15 protein-coding genes are annotated in these 14976 nt (G+C 70.1%); 3 read left to right on the top strand and 12 right to left on the bottom strand.

Annotated elements, in window-relative coordinates:
• The first annotated feature begins 131 nt into the window (after positions 1–131).
• Entirely contained in the window at positions 132–743 is a 612-nt protein-coding gene (locus ACTWOL_RS26465; protein WP_474299296.1) for a YceI family protein, read from the top strand.
• Between the two features lie 192 nt (positions 744–935).
• On the opposite strand, the gene ACTWOL_RS26460 is transcribed toward ACTWOL_RS26465, so the two are convergent.
• The 9 genes from ACTWOL_RS26460 to ACTWOL_RS26420 form a co-directional block, all read right to left on the bottom strand.
• Entirely contained in the window at positions 936–1205 is a 270-nt protein-coding gene (locus tag ACTWOL_RS26460; protein ID WP_474299295.1) for a dsRBD fold-containing protein, read from the bottom strand.
• The gene (locus tag ACTWOL_RS26455) at positions 1205–2584 is read right to left on the bottom strand and encodes a hypothetical protein (RefSeq protein ID WP_474299294.1); all 1380 of its coding nucleotides are present in this window, start codon (positions 2582–2584) and stop codon (positions 1205–1207) included. The genes ACTWOL_RS26460 and ACTWOL_RS26455 overlap by 1 nt, the downstream gene beginning before the upstream one ends.
• Before the next feature lie 134 nt (positions 2585–2718).
• Positions 2719–4350: a citramalate synthase gene (cimA, locus tag ACTWOL_RS26450; RefSeq protein WP_474299293.1), complete on the bottom strand. Its 1632-nt coding sequence runs from the start codon at positions 4348–4350 to the stop codon at positions 2719–2721.
• Between the two features lie 348 nt (positions 4351–4698).
• Positions 4699–5298 carry a TetR/AcrR family transcriptional regulator gene (locus tag ACTWOL_RS26445; RefSeq protein WP_474299291.1) on the bottom strand — a complete coding sequence of 200 codons (600 nt, stop codon included), beginning with the start codon at positions 5296–5298 and terminating at the stop codon, positions 4699–4701.
• Between the two features lie 162 nt (positions 5299–5460).
• Entirely contained in the window at positions 5461–6480 is a 1020-nt protein-coding gene (locus tag ACTWOL_RS26440; RefSeq protein ID WP_474299290.1) for an agmatine deiminase family protein, read from the bottom strand.
• 34 nt (positions 6481–6514) lie between these two features.
• Positions 6515–8206: an urease subunit alpha gene (locus ACTWOL_RS26435; RefSeq protein WP_474299289.1), complete on the bottom strand. Its 1692-nt coding sequence runs from the start codon at positions 8204–8206 to the stop codon at positions 6515–6517.
• Positions 8203–8922, bottom strand: a complete 720-nt coding sequence (gene ureA, locus ACTWOL_RS26430; RefSeq protein WP_474299288.1) for an urease subunit gamma — start codon at positions 8920–8922, stop codon at positions 8203–8205. The genes ACTWOL_RS26435 and ureA overlap by 4 nt, the downstream gene beginning before the upstream one ends.
• Before the next feature lie 298 nt (positions 8923–9220).
• Positions 9221–10309, bottom strand: coding sequence for a branched-chain amino acid aminotransferase (locus tag ACTWOL_RS26425; protein WP_474299287.1), 1089 nt, complete (start codon positions 10307–10309; stop codon positions 9221–9223).
• A 298-nt stretch (positions 10310–10607) separates the two neighbouring features.
• Positions 10608–11648, bottom strand: a complete 1041-nt coding sequence (locus ACTWOL_RS26420; protein ID WP_474299286.1) for a 3-isopropylmalate dehydrogenase — start codon at positions 11646–11648, stop codon at positions 10608–10610.
• Positions 11649–11806: 158 nt separating this feature from the next.
• On the opposite strand from ACTWOL_RS26420, the gene ACTWOL_RS26415 reads away from it, so the two are divergent.
• Positions 11807–13402, top strand: coding sequence for a purple acid phosphatase family protein (locus ACTWOL_RS26415; protein ID WP_474299285.1), 1596 nt, complete (start codon positions 11807–11809; stop codon positions 13400–13402).
• Here ACTWOL_RS26415 and ACTWOL_RS26410 read toward each other — a convergent pair.
• Both ACTWOL_RS26410 and ACTWOL_RS26405 read right to left on the bottom strand, forming a co-directional pair.
• On the bottom strand, positions 13386–13538 hold the full coding sequence (locus ACTWOL_RS26410; RefSeq protein ID WP_474299284.1) for a hypothetical protein: 153 nt from the start codon (positions 13536–13538) through the stop codon (positions 13386–13388). The two genes, ACTWOL_RS26415 and ACTWOL_RS26410, sit on opposite strands and share 17 nt — an antisense overlap.
• Before the next feature lie 301 nt (positions 13539–13839).
• Entirely contained in the window at positions 13840–14385 is a 546-nt protein-coding gene (locus ACTWOL_RS26405; protein ID WP_474299283.1) for a GNAT family N-acetyltransferase, read from the bottom strand.
• Here ACTWOL_RS26405 and ACTWOL_RS26400 point away from each other — a divergent pair.
• Positions 14376–14657: an alpha/beta fold hydrolase gene (locus ACTWOL_RS26400; RefSeq protein ID WP_474299282.1), complete on the top strand. Its 282-nt coding sequence runs from the start codon at positions 14376–14378 to the stop codon at positions 14655–14657. The genes ACTWOL_RS26405 and ACTWOL_RS26400 overlap by 10 nt on opposite strands.
• A 71-nt stretch (positions 14658–14728) precedes the next feature.
• Here the strand turns inward: ACTWOL_RS26400 and ACTWOL_RS26395 are convergent, their stop codons facing one another.
• The gene (locus tag ACTWOL_RS26395) at positions 14729–14968 is read right to left on the bottom strand and encodes a hypothetical protein (protein ID WP_474299281.1); all 240 of its coding nucleotides are present in this window, start codon (positions 14966–14968) and stop codon (positions 14729–14731) included.
• Positions 14969–14976: the final 8 nt, after the last annotated feature.

The raw sequence follows: 14976 nt of genomic DNA, 5'->3' as shown, positions 1-14976 counted from the left end.
AACGGAGGAATCTCGACCAGAAAGGTTGAAAGTTAAACGGGAATTGTTCTACAGTGGAGCTCGTTGAAGGTTCAACGAGTGGCTGGACAGGTCACTCGCTCACCCGCCCACCACGTCCCCGAGGAGCAACCATGGGCCTGTTCAACCGCAAGAGCAACGAGACCGACGTCGCCACCGCCCCCCGTGCGGTGGACCCCGCACTGGCCGGGCTGACCGGCACGTACACCATCGACCCGGCCCACAGCAGCATCGGCTTCACCGTGCGCCACGCCATGGTCACCAACGTCCGCGGCACCTTCGGCGAGCACGAGGGCGCGCTGAAACTGGACGGTTCCGACCCCGCCTCCTCGACCGCCACCATCGACGTGAAGATCGGGAGCATCGACACCGGCATCGCGGACCGCGACAACCACCTGCGCAGCGGCGACTTCTTCGACGCCGAGCAGTTCCCGCTGATGAGCTTCCGCTCCAGCAAGGCCGAGCAGCTCGGCGACGACACGTACCGCATCACCGGCGACCTCACCATCAAGGACGTCACCCGCCCGCTCTCCATCGACCTGGAGTTCAACGGCTCCGCGACCGACGTGTACGGCGCCGAGCGCGTCGGATTCGAGGGCAGCGCCGAGATTCTGCGCTCCGAGTGGGGTCTGACCTGGAACGCCGCTCTGGAGACCGGCGGAGTCATGGTCAGCGACAAGGTGAAGCTGAACTTCGACATCTCCGCGGTCAAGGCCGCGGCCTGACCTGACCCCCACATGCCGGGGCCGGGTCCCGGCAGCCCACGAGCGCGCCCGCCACTCCGACTCCCCTGCGGAGGGGCGGGCGCTCGGGCGAGCAGGTCCTGTCCGGGCGGCCGCCTCGCAGTGGAGCCGTCGAGCCGCGCACACCTCGGCGCGAGGTGCGCGACCAAGGAGGTCCGCCCCACCGGCAGGGGCCTACTCCCGCAGCCGGACCACCCGCTCCCCCGTCCGCGTCTCGATCTCCGCCGCCACCTCGTGCAGCAGCTCATGGGAGACCCCGCCCAGCGCCCGCGCGACGGCGAGTTCATCACCGATGTGGGGGATGTCCCGGTCGTTGCGATTACGGTGGGCCGAACCCTCACCGACGATCAGCTCGGAGTTCTGCCCACGCAGCCGGGCCTCGGCCACCGTCGTCCGCTCGCTCTCCGTGATCACGATCTCGACGTTCCACTTCTTGGTACGCATCAGAAGCCTCCGCCTGCGTCGAAGCCACCGCCACCGCCCCAGTCACCACCCCCGAAGTCCCCACCGGAGAAGTCGGAGGCGCTGAAGTCGCCGCCCGAGAAGTCCCCGCCGGAGAAGTCGTCACCGCCGTACTCGGCCGCGTACGCGGGAGTGGACAGAGCACTGCCCAGCACAGTGCCCACGAGGAGGCCCGGCAGAAGGCCGCCGCCGAAGTAGCCGCCGGCCCAGGGTCCGTAGGCCGGGCCCGCGTCCCAGTACGGGCGGGGGCCGGACTCCGTCGCGACCTGGCGGGCCATCGGGTCCTCGCCGTCCTCCAGCCGAGCCGCGTCCGCGGCGCAGACCGGCACCCTGCGTGCGGCCCCTGCCGCCGGGGCCCAGGTCATATCGGTCGTGGACGGCCCGTGCCGCGGGTCGAAGAAGCAGGGCGCACGGCGTTCGGGCAGCGGGGCACCCATGCGGCGGGCGGCGAGGACGGCGAGCGAGAAGCGGCCTTCCTCCAGGGCCTGGGTGACCGGGCGGACGTCGTGCGGTCGCTCGGCCGCCGCCATGGCGGACTTGGCGTCCTCGTAGGCGTCGAGGGCGCGCTCGTAGTCGGCGCGCATCGCGTCGTCGGCGCCCGGCTCGGACGGGTGGAAGTCGAGCCGGTCCAGTGCCTCGCCGTACGCCGTGACGTCCTCGTCGACCACGACCCTCAGCTTCTCCAGCGCGGCCCGCTCCTCCTCGGCCCGGCGGCGGCGCCCCCGTCGCACGACGGTGTACGCGCCCGCTCCTCCCGCGACGAGGACCACACCGAGCGCGATGAGCGCGCTCGCGGAGACGCCGCGATCCGCGCCCTTGCCCCAGGTGGCGGGAGCGGAGCCGCGCACCGTCGGCAGTGCCTGGTCGACGAAGTTGTCGAGCTGGGTGGCGGCGTCGACGCCGGGGGTCTTCACTCCGGCCACGATGTTCTGCACCGCGTTGTGGGACATCACCGCGCGGTCGGCGCCGGCGTCGAAGCCGTCACCGAGGCGGACCCCGTACAGCCCGGTGATCCCGGTCGCGGTGCGCAGATCTCTCAGGACACTGTCCGGCGGGAAGGCCGGGCTCTGCGGCAGGACGGCGATGAAGACCGGCTTGTCCGCGTCCTTGATCTTCTGCGCGAGAGCCTTCGCGTCGGCCTCGGAGAGCTGGGAGCGGGCGCCCGGGTCCACGTAGACGGGGCCCTGCTTCAGCGCACGGGCCGCATCCGATACACCCGTGACGCGGGCAGTCGACATGTCCGTGACGCGGGCAGTCGATACGTCCGTGACTCCGGCGCTCGCGCCGGGAGCCACGGCCAGCAGCAGGACGAGTGCCGGCCCGGTGAGGGCCGACAACAGCGTGGACGGCCTGATCCTCATAGTCCGACGCTACCCGAGCGCGACAATTTAGGACATATGTCCCGGTGCCCCGGGGATCCGCGGCCACCGGCGTCCGCAGAACCCCGCGTGCGCAGGGTGCCGGCGGGCGGCGACCGGCCGCCGGCAGGTCCGGTCTATTCCGCCGGCTCCACTCCCGCCCGGAGCAGCCCGTAGGCGTACGCGTCCTCGAGCGCCTCCCAGGACGCGGAGATCACGTTGTCGGCGACGCCGACCGTCGACCACTCGCCGCTGCCGTCGCTCGTCGTGACGAGGACACGGGTCGTGGACTCGGTGCCGTGGCGGCCCTCGAGGATCCGGACCTTGTAGTCCACCAGCTCCAGCTTGGCGAGCTGCGGATAGATCCGCTCCAGACCGACCCGCATCGCCCGGTCCAGGGCGTTGACGGGGCCGTTGCCCTCCGCGGTCGCGACGATTCGCTCACCCTTGGCCCAGAGTTTGACCGTGGCCTCGTTGGCGTGGGTGCCGTCGGGGCGGTCCTCGACGATCGCGCGCCACGACTCCGTACGGAAGTACGTGTGCTGACGGCCCACCTCCTCCCCCCGCAGCTCCTGCCGCAGCAGCAGCTCGAAGGAGGCGTCGGCGGCCTCGTATGTGTAGCCCTTGAGCTCGCGCTCCTTGACGCGGTCGACGACACGGCCGACGAGCTCGCGGTCATCGCCGAGGTCGACACCGAGTTCCTTGCCCTTGAGCTCGATCGACGCGCGGCCCGCCATGTCGGAGACGAGCATCCGCATGGTGTTGCCGACCCGCTCGGGGTCGATGTGCTGGTACAGGTCCGGGTCGACCTTGATGGCCGAGGCGTGCAGGCCGGCCTTGTGGGCGAAGGCGGAGACACCCACATAGGGCTGGTGGGTGGACGGCGTCAGATTGACGACCTCGGCGATGGCGTGCGAGATCCGGGTCATCTCCTGGAGCGCGCCCTCGGGCAGCACCCGCTTGCCGTACTTCAGCTCGAGAGCGGCGACGACCGGGAACAGGTTGGCGTTGCCGACGCGCTCGCCGTATCCGTTGGCGGTGCACTGGACATGTGTGGCGCCCGCGTCCACGGCGGCCAGGGTGTTGGCGACGGCGCAGCCGGTGTCGTCCTGGGCGTGGATGCCCAGCCGCGCGCCGGTGTCCGCGCGCACCGTGGCGACGACGGCCTGGACCTGGGCGGGCAGCATGCCCCCGTTGGTGTCGCAGAGGATCACCACGTCGGCGCCCGCCTCGGCGGCCGCGCGGACGACGGCCTTCGCGTACTCCGGATTCGCCTTGTAGCCGTCGAAGAAGTGCTCGCAGTCGACGAAGACCCGGCGGCCTTGCCCGCGCAGATACGAGACGGTGTCCCGGACCATCGCGACGTTCTCGTCGAGAGTGGTGCGCAGGGCGAGCTCGACATGCCGGTCGTGGGACTTGGCGACCAGGGTGATGACGGGTGCGCCGGAGTCGAGGAGCGCCTTGACCTGCGGATCCTCCGCGGCAGAGCCTCCGGCGCGGCGTGTGGCCCCGAAGGCGACGAGCTGGGCGTGTCTGAACTGGATCTCGTCGCGGGCCCGGGCGAAGAACTCGGTGTCCCTGGGGTTGGCCCCGGGCCAGCCGCCCTCGATGAAGCCGACGCCGAAGTCGTCCAGGTGCCGGGCGATGGTCAGCTTGTCCGCGACCGTCAGGTTGATGCCCTCGCGCTGGGCGCCGTCGCGCAGGGTGGTATCGAAGACATGGAAGCTGTCATCGGGCCTGGCATCGAGGCTGGTGCCTGTCGTGGTCATGGCGGTAGTGACTCCTGTCGGAAGAGTGGCTCCGGAACTTCTGGCTCCACTTGCTCCATCGTCGCGCGCGTTCCGCCCTCGGCCGGGGTGATGGCCGGAAAACGAAAAAACCCCTCGCGGGTGCGAGAGGTCTGCGCGCGGGTCTGAAGCACGGTGCCACTGCCGCGGGGGTTGCTGCCCTGGTCAGTGATCACTGCGGACCGGCGCGCTGCTGCCGATAATCATGGCGAATGCGAGCACGGTGGCAGTCTGCCATAAACGGGCGATTCCGTGGACACGGGTCTCATGATGCGGGCGGCGGCGTGCCGTGCCGGCCGCAGGGCCTTGCGATTGGATCAGGCGGGGCGGTCACAGCAGAGCCTCCTCGACGAACTCGCTCACATGGGCGAGGACCTGGGCCCGGTCGGTGCCCGGAATGCCGACGGCGACATGCACGCTGAGACCATCGAGGAGTGCGCGCAGCCGGGTGGCGACACGGTCCACGTCCACGGCCCGGAACTCACCGCGTGAGACACCCTCGGCGAGCAGCGCCACGAGATCGCGGTGCCAGGCCCGCTCGATCGTGCCCTGCCGGACACGGGCGTCGGCCCCGGCCTTCTGCGTGCGGTTCCAGACCTCGAGCCACAACGTCCAGTGCGGGTCGCGGGGGCCTTCGGGCACATAGAGGTCCACATACGCATCCAGCCGCTCCCCGGCCGGCCCCGGCCGGGACAGCAGCGAGCTGCGCTCGGCTCCGAGACGGCCCTCGCTCCACTCCAGGGTCTGCAGCAGCAGCTCGTCCTTGGAGCGGAAGTAGTAGAGCAGATGCCCGCTGCTCATCCCGACCTCGCGGCCGAGCCCGGCCATGGTCAGTCCGTCGAGCCCGTGCTCGGCGATGGTCGCCATCGCCGCGGCGAGTACCTCTTCACGGGGCGGGGCGGTGTTGCGTCGGCGGGCCGCGGGGGTCATCGGGACTTCTCCGGGGGCAGTCGTCTCACTCGTACGTTCTATCCGATGCGGCTGGGTCTCCGCCGTCTGCGCCGGCGGCTCCCCCTGGGCCCTCACCGGGCCTTCGGGCACGCGGTTTCCGGTCCCCCAGCCGGGGGGGTGCGCCGCCCCCGGCTGGAGGGGTCAGACCTTCGGCTGCTGCTGGGTGACGCAGTGGATGCCCCCGCCGCCCGCGAAGATCGCACGCGCGTCCACGAGGGTCACGGTGCGTTCCGGGAAGAGCCTGCGGAAGATGTCCGCCGCGACCTCGTCGTTGGGGTCGTCGAACGCGCAGAGCACCACGCCGTCGTTGCAGAGGTAGTGGTTGATGTAGGAGTAGTCGACCCAGTCGCCCTCCTCGTCCTTCAGCACGGTCGGCGCCGGGACCTCGACGACCTCGAGGGTCCGTCCCCGGGCGTCGGTCCGGCTCCGCAGGAGCTCGGTGTACGTACGCGAGCGCTCGTGGTCGGGGTGGGCCGGGTCCTGCTGGCTGTGGACGAGGACGACGCCCGGGCGGGCGAAGGCCGCGACGATGTCGACGTGGCCCTGGGTGCCGTACAGGCCGTAGTCGCCGCTGAGTCCGTGGGGCAGCCAGATCGCCTTCTCGGTACCGAGCCTGGCGTGGATCTCCGCCTCGACCTGGTCCCGCGTCCAGCCGGGATTGCGGCCGGCGCCGAGCTGGACCGTGTCGGTCAGCAGGACCGTGCCCTCGCCGTCGACATGGATGGCGCCGCCCTCGTTGACCAGGCCTGACGAGTGGACGGGCACGCCCACCAGGTCGGCGACATGACGGGCGATCTTGGAATCGTGCTCCCAGCGGGCCCAGTCCTGGCCGCCCCAGCCGTTGAAGACCCAGTCCACGGCGGCGAGGCCGCCGAGGCCGTCGGTGACGAAGGTGGGGCCGATGTCGCGCATCCACGCGTCGTCCAGCTCGAGCTCGACGATGTCGATCCCGGGGCCGAGGAGCGTCCGGGCGCCCGCCGTCTGCCCGGGGCCGACGACGACGGTGACCGGCTCGAAGCGGCGCACGGCGCGGGCGACCTCCGCCCAGGCGGTACGGGCCTCGGCGAGCTCCTCGTCGTTCGTGAACGTCGGGTTGGGGCCGGGCCAGGCCATCCAGGTGCGCTCGTGGGGGGCCCACTCGGGCGGCATGCGGAACGTCATCACGGGTCCTTGTGTACGGAGTTCGCGGGAGGCGTCAGAGGAAGTACAGGCGGTTGAGCGACATCGACTCGACCGGGTCCGAACGGACCGGCTCGCCGTCGAGGGTGACGAGTCCGCTGTGCGGATCCACGGCCACGTCACCGACGCGGGTGTTGAGCAGCAGGTCCTTCGGCCCGATGCCGCGGGTGCCGCGTACGGCGACGCGGCGGCGGCGGGTGGGCATCCCGTCGCCTCCGAGCGCGGCAGCGGCCCCGGAGACGAAAGCCACGGAGAGGTCCGCCGGAGCCGCGCCGTGGGCGCCGAACTGCGGGCCCAGGACGAGGGGTTCGCAGGTGTCGGTCGCGGCGTTCGGGTCGCCGGTGACGCCGTACGCCGGGAAGCCCGCCTTCAGGACCAGTTGGGGTTTCGCGCCGAAGAACTGCGGCTGCCACAGCACGATGTCGGCGAGCTTGCCGGTCTCGATGGAGCCGATCTCGTGGGAAAGCCCGTGGGCGATGGCGGGATTGATGGTCAGCTTGGCGACGTAACGCAGCACGCGTGCGTTGTCGTCGTGCGCCCCGTCGCCCTCCATCGGGCCGAGTTCGGCCTTCATCTTCCCTGCCATGGCGAAGGTGCGGCGGACGGTCTCGCCCGCACGTCCCATGCCCTGGGCGTCGGAGGAGGTGATGCCGATCGCGCCCAGGTCGTGCAGGACGTCCTCCGCGCCCATCGTCCCGGCGCGGATACGGTCGCGGGCCATGGCCGCGTCGCCGGGCAAATCGGTCTTGAGGTCGTGGACGGAGACGATCATGCCGTAGTGCTCGGCCACCGCGTCCCGGCCGAAGGGCAGGGTCGGGTTGGTCGAGGAGCCGATGACGTTCGGTACGCCCGCCATCTTCAGGACGTTGGGTACGTGCCCGCCGCCGCACCCCTCGATGTGGAAGGCATGGATGGTTCGTCCGTCCAGGACCCTGAGGGTGTCCTCCACCGAGAGGCACTCGTTGAGGCCGTCGCTGTGCAGGGCGACCTGCACGTCGTGGTCCTCGGCGACCCGCAAGGCGGTGTCGAGCGCGCGCGTGTGCGCCCCCATGTCCTCGTGGACCTTGAAGCCGCAGGCGCCGCCTTCGGCCAGCGCCTCGACGAGGGGTGCGTCGCCGGAGGACGAACCGCGGGCGAGGAAGCCGATGTTGACGGGCCAGGCGTCGAAGGCGCTGAAGGCGTGCCGAAGGGCCCATGGCGAGTTGACGCCAACCCCCCAGACAGGACCGAATTCCTGACCGATGATCGTGGTGACGCCTGACGAGAGGGAGGCTTCCATGATGCGGGGCGACAGCAGGTGGACATGGGTGTCGACGGCGCCTGCGGTGGCGATGAGGCCCTCACCGGAGACGATGGACGTGCCGGTGCCGACGACGACGTCCACACCGTCGAGGGTGTCCGGGTTGCCCGCACGGCCGATTCCGGCGATCCGCCCTTCGCGAATACCGACGGAGGCCTTGCGGATGCCCTGAACGGCATCGACGACCAGGACGTTGCTGATGACGACGTCGCAGGTCTCGCGCACGGCGGCGGCCTTGAGGTGAAGCCCGTCGCGGGCGGTCTTGCCGAAGCCGGCGAGGAACTCGTCGCCGGGCTTCTGGGAGTCGGACTCGACACGGACGACGAGGCCGCTGTCACCGAGTACCACACGGTCTCCGGCCCGCGGGCCGTGCACGCTCGCGTACTCGTGTGGATCGATGCCGGTCATACCCCCTCCCCCCGGGTGGTCCGCGCCGACCGGGGGCCCTGTGCGCCGAGATAGCCGCAGGCGGCTGCCCGGCGCAGGGCCTCCGTCTTCGCGCCGGGAGCGTCCAGCGGGCCGTCGACCAGTCCCGCGAAGCCGATGGCGATGCGGTCGCCGCCGATCGGCACCAGGCCGACCTCGGCCTCCCCGCCCGGGTCGAAGCGGACGGAGGAACCGGCGGGGATGCTGAGCCGCATTCCGTAGGCGGCGGGCCGGTCGAAGTGGAGCCGCGGATTGGCCTCGAAGAAGTGGAAGTGGGAGGTGACGCTGACAGGGACGGGTGCGGTGTTGTGGACGACCAGCCGGACCGCCGGTTCCACCTCGGGGTCGCCGGGCACCGGGAGCACGGCTCCGGGGGCCTTGTCGCCGAGGCCTCCGCCACTGATCGGGTCGGAGACGACCGCGAGCCGTGTTCCGTCGTCGAAGACGGCCTCGACATGGACCTCGGTGACGATGTCGGCGACGCCGGGGAGGACGTCATCGGGGCCGAGGACGGCACGCGCCTCCGCGATGGCCTCGGCCAGCCTGCGCCCGTCACGGGCGGCCTCACAGAGGGTGTCGGCAATCAGTGCGGTCGCCTCGGGGACGTTCAGCTTCAGCCCGCGGGCACGCCGCGCCCGCGCGAGTTCGGCGGCTCCGAACAGCAGCAGCCGGTCGCGTTCGGTCGGGGTCAGTCGCACGTCACCACACCTCCTTGTGGCACACCCGTACCGGAACACCCTCGTCCGATCCCGGATGTTTGAGCGACACTCTAACCTTGACCCTCCCCGCTTGGAAGCACTGTCGACAGCCCATGACTCAATTCACATAGAGCGCCACTCAAATCGTCGTCGACGAACCGACCAGGGATCGCCCGACGCCTTCCGAAGAGCGTGGAGTCGACACGGCTCGGTCAACCGACAGCTCGATCGTGTACCCACCAAAGCGAAGGCCCTCACCGCTTCGCGCGGTGAGGGCCTTCGTCACAGGTGACGGGCGTCAGCCGATCACATGCATCCAGCCATGGGGGTCCTCGGCGGCACCCGTCTGGATGTCGAGGAGCGCCGTGCGCAGTTCCATCGTGACCTTGCCGGGCCGGCCGTCCGCCTGCGCCCACTCCGCCCCGGCGGACTTGACCTGACCGACGGGGGTGATGACCGCGGCCGTACCGCAGGCGAAGACCTCGTTGAGCGTGCCGTTCTCGCTGTCGCGCCGCCAGTCGTCGATGGAGATCCTGCCCTCCTCGGCCTCGTAGCCGAGGTCGCGGGCGAGTTTGAGCAGTGAGTCACGGGTGACGCCCGCGAGGAGCGAGCCGGTGAGCTCAGGCGTGACGATCTTGTTGCCGTACACGAAGTACAGGTTCATACCGCCCAGTTCCTCGACCCACTTGTGCTCCACCGCGTCGAGGTAGGCGACCTGCTCGCAGCCCTTCGCGGCCGCCTCGGCCTGGGCGAGCAGGGAGGCGGCGTAGTTGCCGCCGGTCTTGGCGAAGCCGATGCCGCCGGGCACGGCGCGGACACGGTCCTCGGAGAGCCAGATGGAGACCGGCTTCACGCCACCGGGGAAGTACGGGCCCGCCGGGGAGGCGATGACCAGGAAGAGGTACTCGTTGGCAGGGCGCACACCGAGGCCGACCTCGGTCGCGATCATGAACGGGCGCAGATAGAGCGAAGCCTCGCCGCCGTGCGGCGGGACCCAGTCCTTGTCCTGCTGGACGAGGGCGTCACAGGCCGCGATGAAGGTCTCGACCGGCAGCTCCGGCATCGCCATCCGGTGGGCGGAGAGCTGGAAGCGCTTGGCGTTGGCGTCCGGGCGGAAGGTGGCGACGGAGCCGTCGGGCCTGCGGTAGGCCTTGAGCCCTTCGAAGATCTCCTGGGCGTAGTGCAGAGTCATGTTCGCCGGGTCGATCGACAGCGGCGCGTACGGCGTGAGCTGCGCGTCATGCCAGCCGCGTCCCTCGGTCCACTTGATCGTCACCATGTGGTCGGTGAAGTGGCGGCCGAATCCGGGGTTGGCCAGGATCGCCTCGCGCTCCGCGGCCGACAGGGGATTCGAGGAGGGCTTGAGTTCGATCGTGGTCGTCGTCATGTCTGCGTGTCCTTCACCGTGTGTATGTGACGGACCGCCTGCATGTCCGCCCGGAGCACCCCCGGCCGGTACGTCTTGTACCGTGCCGGGCCGTCCGAGCTTCCCCGCGCCATGCGGCCCCACGCTCGATTATCGCAGTGCGCGGGAAGCCGGGTCGGAGTGCCTTGCTTGCGGCCCATGGCTTGATGGTGGCACCCGGAGGCCGCACAGGAGAAGCCGCCGGGTTTTGTGCGACCCGGCGGCTTCGAGGTTTCGGGAGCCTGGGGGTCCCCCCAGGCTCTTCCGCTCTGGAGGAGGATCAGCCCGCTACTCGTACGGCGAGCGCGTCGCCGATCTCGTCGGTGGTGCGAGCGCTTCCGTCCCGGGCCGCCAGGTCCGCGGCGACGGCCTCCTCGATACGCACGGCCTCGGGCTCGAAACCGAGGTGGCGCAGGAGAAGGGCGACGGACAGGATCGTGGCCGTCGGGTCGGCCTTGCCCTGGCCCGCGATGTCGGGTGCGGACCCGTGGACGGGCTCGAACATGGACGGGAACGCACCGGTCGGGTTGATGTTGCCGGATGCGGCCAGGCCGATACCGCCGGTCACGGCTGCGGCGAGGTCGGTGAGGATGTCGCCGAAGAGGTTGTCGGTGACGATGACGTCGAAGCGCTCCGGCTGGGTGACGAAGAAGATCGTGGCGGCGTCGACGTGCAGATAGTCGGTGGTGACCTCGGGGTACTCCCGGCCGACCCGGTCGAAGACGCTCTTCCACATGTGGCCCGCGTAGACGAGCACGTTGTTCTTGTGGACCAGCGTCAGCTTCTTGCGGGGGCGGGAATTGGCCCGCTCGTAGGCGTCACGGATCACCCGTTCGACACCGTAGGCGGTGTTGACGCTGACCTCCGTGGCGATCTCGGCGGGCGTGCCGGTGCGCAGGGAGCCGCCGTTGCCGGTGTACGGGCCTTCGGTGCCTTCGCGCACGACGACGAAGTCGATGTCGGGACGGCCGGCGAGCGGGGTCGCGGTGTTCGGGAAAAGCTTCGACGGACGCAGGTTGACGTAGTGGTCGAAGGCGAAGCGGAGCTTGAGCAGCAATCCGCGCTCCAGAACGCCGGACGGTACGGACGGATCGCCGATCGCACCGAGCAGGATCGCGTCGTGCTGCTTGAGGTCCTCGAGCTGCGCGTCCGGAAGGGTCTCCCCGGTGCGGTGCCAGCGCTGGGCGCCGAGGTCGTACTCCCTGGTCTCCAGCTTCACGTCCTCAGGGAGTACGGCCGAGAGGACCTTGAGGCCCTGGGACACGACCTCCTGGCCGATACCGTCGCCGGGAATCACTGCGAGATTGAGGCTGCGAGACATACCGGCACCGTACTCCCCCGTCCCAGCTCCTGACACGCACTGTCCATCATGCGGACGAAGGTTTTATGGAGGCACTCACTCCGTCCCGCAAGTTTTCGTTGAAATTCGTTCATCCGCAGTCTGGCCGGGGGTCGTAAGTTACTGGCAAGTTTTCTCGCATGACCGAAAACACCCCACGGGTCGGGATCCCCGACCAGCTTGCACATGGCATGAGCATGCCCGAGCAGCACGAGTATCTGCGCGCCCGGCACGCCCGCCCCAGGGTCTCCCGGCGCGGGGCACTGACCGGCGGCCTCGCGGGAGGTCTCGCCGCTGCCGGCGGCGGGCTGCTGGCCGGCCGGGCGAGCGCGGCCACCGCCTCCCCCACACTGGTCACAGCCGCCGCCACGGCCGGGGTCGACGGCTCGCTCGTGGCTCCGTTCGGCCGCCACCTGGCCTTCGGTGCCGACCCGAAGACGCAGATGCGGATCTCCTGGCAGGTGCCGTTCGCGGTGCGCAGGCCCTATGTGCGGGTCGGGCTGAAGCCGTGGGAGCTCAGCCGGAAGATCGAGGCCGAGCTCCGCCCGCTGCACACGCCGTCGCTGTCGCGCAAACTGCCCGCGGTCGACCAGTACTACCTCCACGTGGGGCTCGACGGACTGAAGCCGGGCACGACGTACTACTACGGCGTCGGTCACGACGGCTTCGATCCCGCGGACGCCTCACGCATGTCGACCATCGGCACATTCCGCACGGCGCCGGCGACGCCGGGGAAGTTCGTCTTCACCGCGTTCGGCGACCAGGGAGTGAGCTATGACGCCCTGGCCAACGACCAGTTGATCCTCGGCCAGAACCCCTCCTTCCATCTGCACGCGGGAGACATCTGCTACGCCGACAGCAGCGGACAGGGCAAGGAGTCGGACACCTACGACGCCCGGGTGTGGGACCAGTTCCTGGCACAGACGGAGAGCGTCGCCTCACGAGTGCCGTGGATGGTCACCACCGGCAATCACGACATGGAAGCCTGGTACTCCCCGAACGGCTACGGCGGCCAGTCGGCGCGCTGGTCGCTCCCGGACAACGGCCCCGACGCCGAGAAGGCCCCGGGCGTGTACTCGTTCACGTACGGCAACGTGGCTGTCGTCGCCCTGGACGCCAATGACGTCTCGTACGAGATCCCGGCCAACAAGGGCTACACGGACGGTGCGCAGACGGCGTGGCTGGACAAGCGGCTCGGCGAACTGCGCGCCCGGCCGGAGATCGACTTCGTGGTCGTCTTCTTCCACCACTGCATGTACTCGACGTCGACGCACGCCTCGGACGGCGGCCCACGGGACGCCTGGCTGCCGTTGTTCACCAAGCACCAGGTGGACCTGGTCATCAACGGCCACAACCATGTGTACGAGCGCACGGACGCCGTCAAGGGCGGCGAGGTCGGCAAGCCCGTGCCGATCGGCGCGACGACCGACCCGACGCGTGACGGCATCGTGTACGTCACGGCGGGCGGCGCGGGGGCCGGCCTGTACGGCTTCGGCCCCGGGGTGAAGGACAGCTATGAGGGCCATGTGCACGACCACGACCACATCGTGACGTTCCACTGGACGAAGCTGAGGCTGCCCGACCCGGACCTGGTCGAGTGGTCGCGCGTGCGCTACACCGGCTTCTCCTTCCTCGCGGTCGAGGCGGAAGCCGGTGCAGCGCCGAAACTGAAGGTGTCCGCACTCGCCGAAAGCGGCGAGCGCATCGACTACTTCGAGGTCAGGCGCTCTGCCTGATGGTCTGGTGACCGGTCTCGCCGCCGTTGTCCCTGCGGTCAAGGGCTCGCTGCAGGGCGGCGGCGGCGTTCTTGCGGTCGGCTTCGCTCACACGCGGGGTGTGGCGGACACGACGGCGGAGGGTCGTCTCGGACATGGTGATCGACTCCTTGAGATCAAGAGCCGTGCGGAAACCGCGCGGCATATCTGCGAGGGGCCGGAAGGGGCGGGGAGCGGGCCGCAGGGGTTGCCTGCCTCGGGCACCGGCTCACGACCGCCATTCGCTTGATCGAGCGAGACGTTCGGCTTCTACAAAAGTAAGGGAGCAGGGACGCTGTGTCTCTACAATTAGTCGGACTTCCTACTATCTGAGACGCGATCTTGGAACATCGCTGGTGGAAGCCCTGAGGGTGGATGCACCCGGGGGTATCGCCGCAGGCCCGTGACGAACCGGGCGCTCAGAGAACGTCTCCCTCGCGCCAGTCGAACAGCAGCGCGCCGGTGGCTGGATCCGGGAGGGGCCGGGCGCTCGACCGCCGGAGATACGTCGAGCCCTCCTCATCAGGCAGCGGGATCAGTCCCTGAGGCCCCATCGCCTCGATACGGCCCCGCCACAACCGCCAGCCGCGAGCGTCGTAGAGCGCGGCGCCGTCGTCCGACGCGGACAGGGCCCCGAGGTCGTACGCCCCGTCGATCACTGCCTCCAGAGCCGCCATCACCCGTCCACCCAGCCCCTGACGGCGCCGGTCGGACCGGACCGCGACCGCCTCGACATAGCCGACACGGTACGAACGCCGCCCGTGCGCCACTCGGCGCATGACGACGCTGCCATGGGCGGCCAGCCCCTCGCGGTCACGAACGAGGGCATGGATGCCGCCGAGTCCGTGCTCCCAGTCCTGGTCGTCGAAGTCGCCGTCGAAGGCGGCGTCGAGCAACGCACGGATCTCACCGAGCGCCGCCTCGGAGAGCTGATGGGTGTGCACGGTGCACAGCGATGCGCTCATGGCCCCACTCTGACAGGCCGCTTGGGCGGCGCCGCCGTCCGGGCGGCGACAGGTGCCGCGGGCCGCTGCCGTCGCTCGCACCCCATCCGCCGATCCGTCACGCCCCGCCCGACGAGATCTTCGTCCCGGCAGGGGCAGAGGCGTTCCGCCGTGACCTTCCGGACGCCGAGATCCATCTCCTCCCGACCGGCCACTTCGCGCTGGAGACGCACGCACCCGAGATCGCCGCACTCGTCGACGGCTTCCTGAACAGGAGGGTGCCCCGCGTATGACCGCACGTCCGGTGCGGCTGCGGGCGCCGCGGTCCTTCGCCCGGCCGGACCTCGGGTGCGCTGGACGGGCCTCAGCCGGCGGTGACCTTCTCGAGGTATCCGGCCACACGCCCCACCCACCCGGTGAACTCGTCCCGGCTGTGCGCTTCATGGCTGCACAACGCCGCGACCTGCGGATCCGTGAGCCGGTTCGGTCCCGCCTCGTCCAGCAGCCGGTGCAGTTCCCTCATGACGGACGCGAGCCGCTGCGCATCGGTGTGGTCGATGCTGTCGACCCCGTGACCGGGGCCGAGAGTCGTGGATCCGGGCATGGCGTGCC

The sequence above is a fragment of the Micromonospora sp. IBHARD003 genome (genome assembly GCF_056106285.1).
The sequence above is the reverse complement of the archived record's forward strand: the minus strand, read 5'-3'. Positions and strand labels throughout refer to the sequence as shown.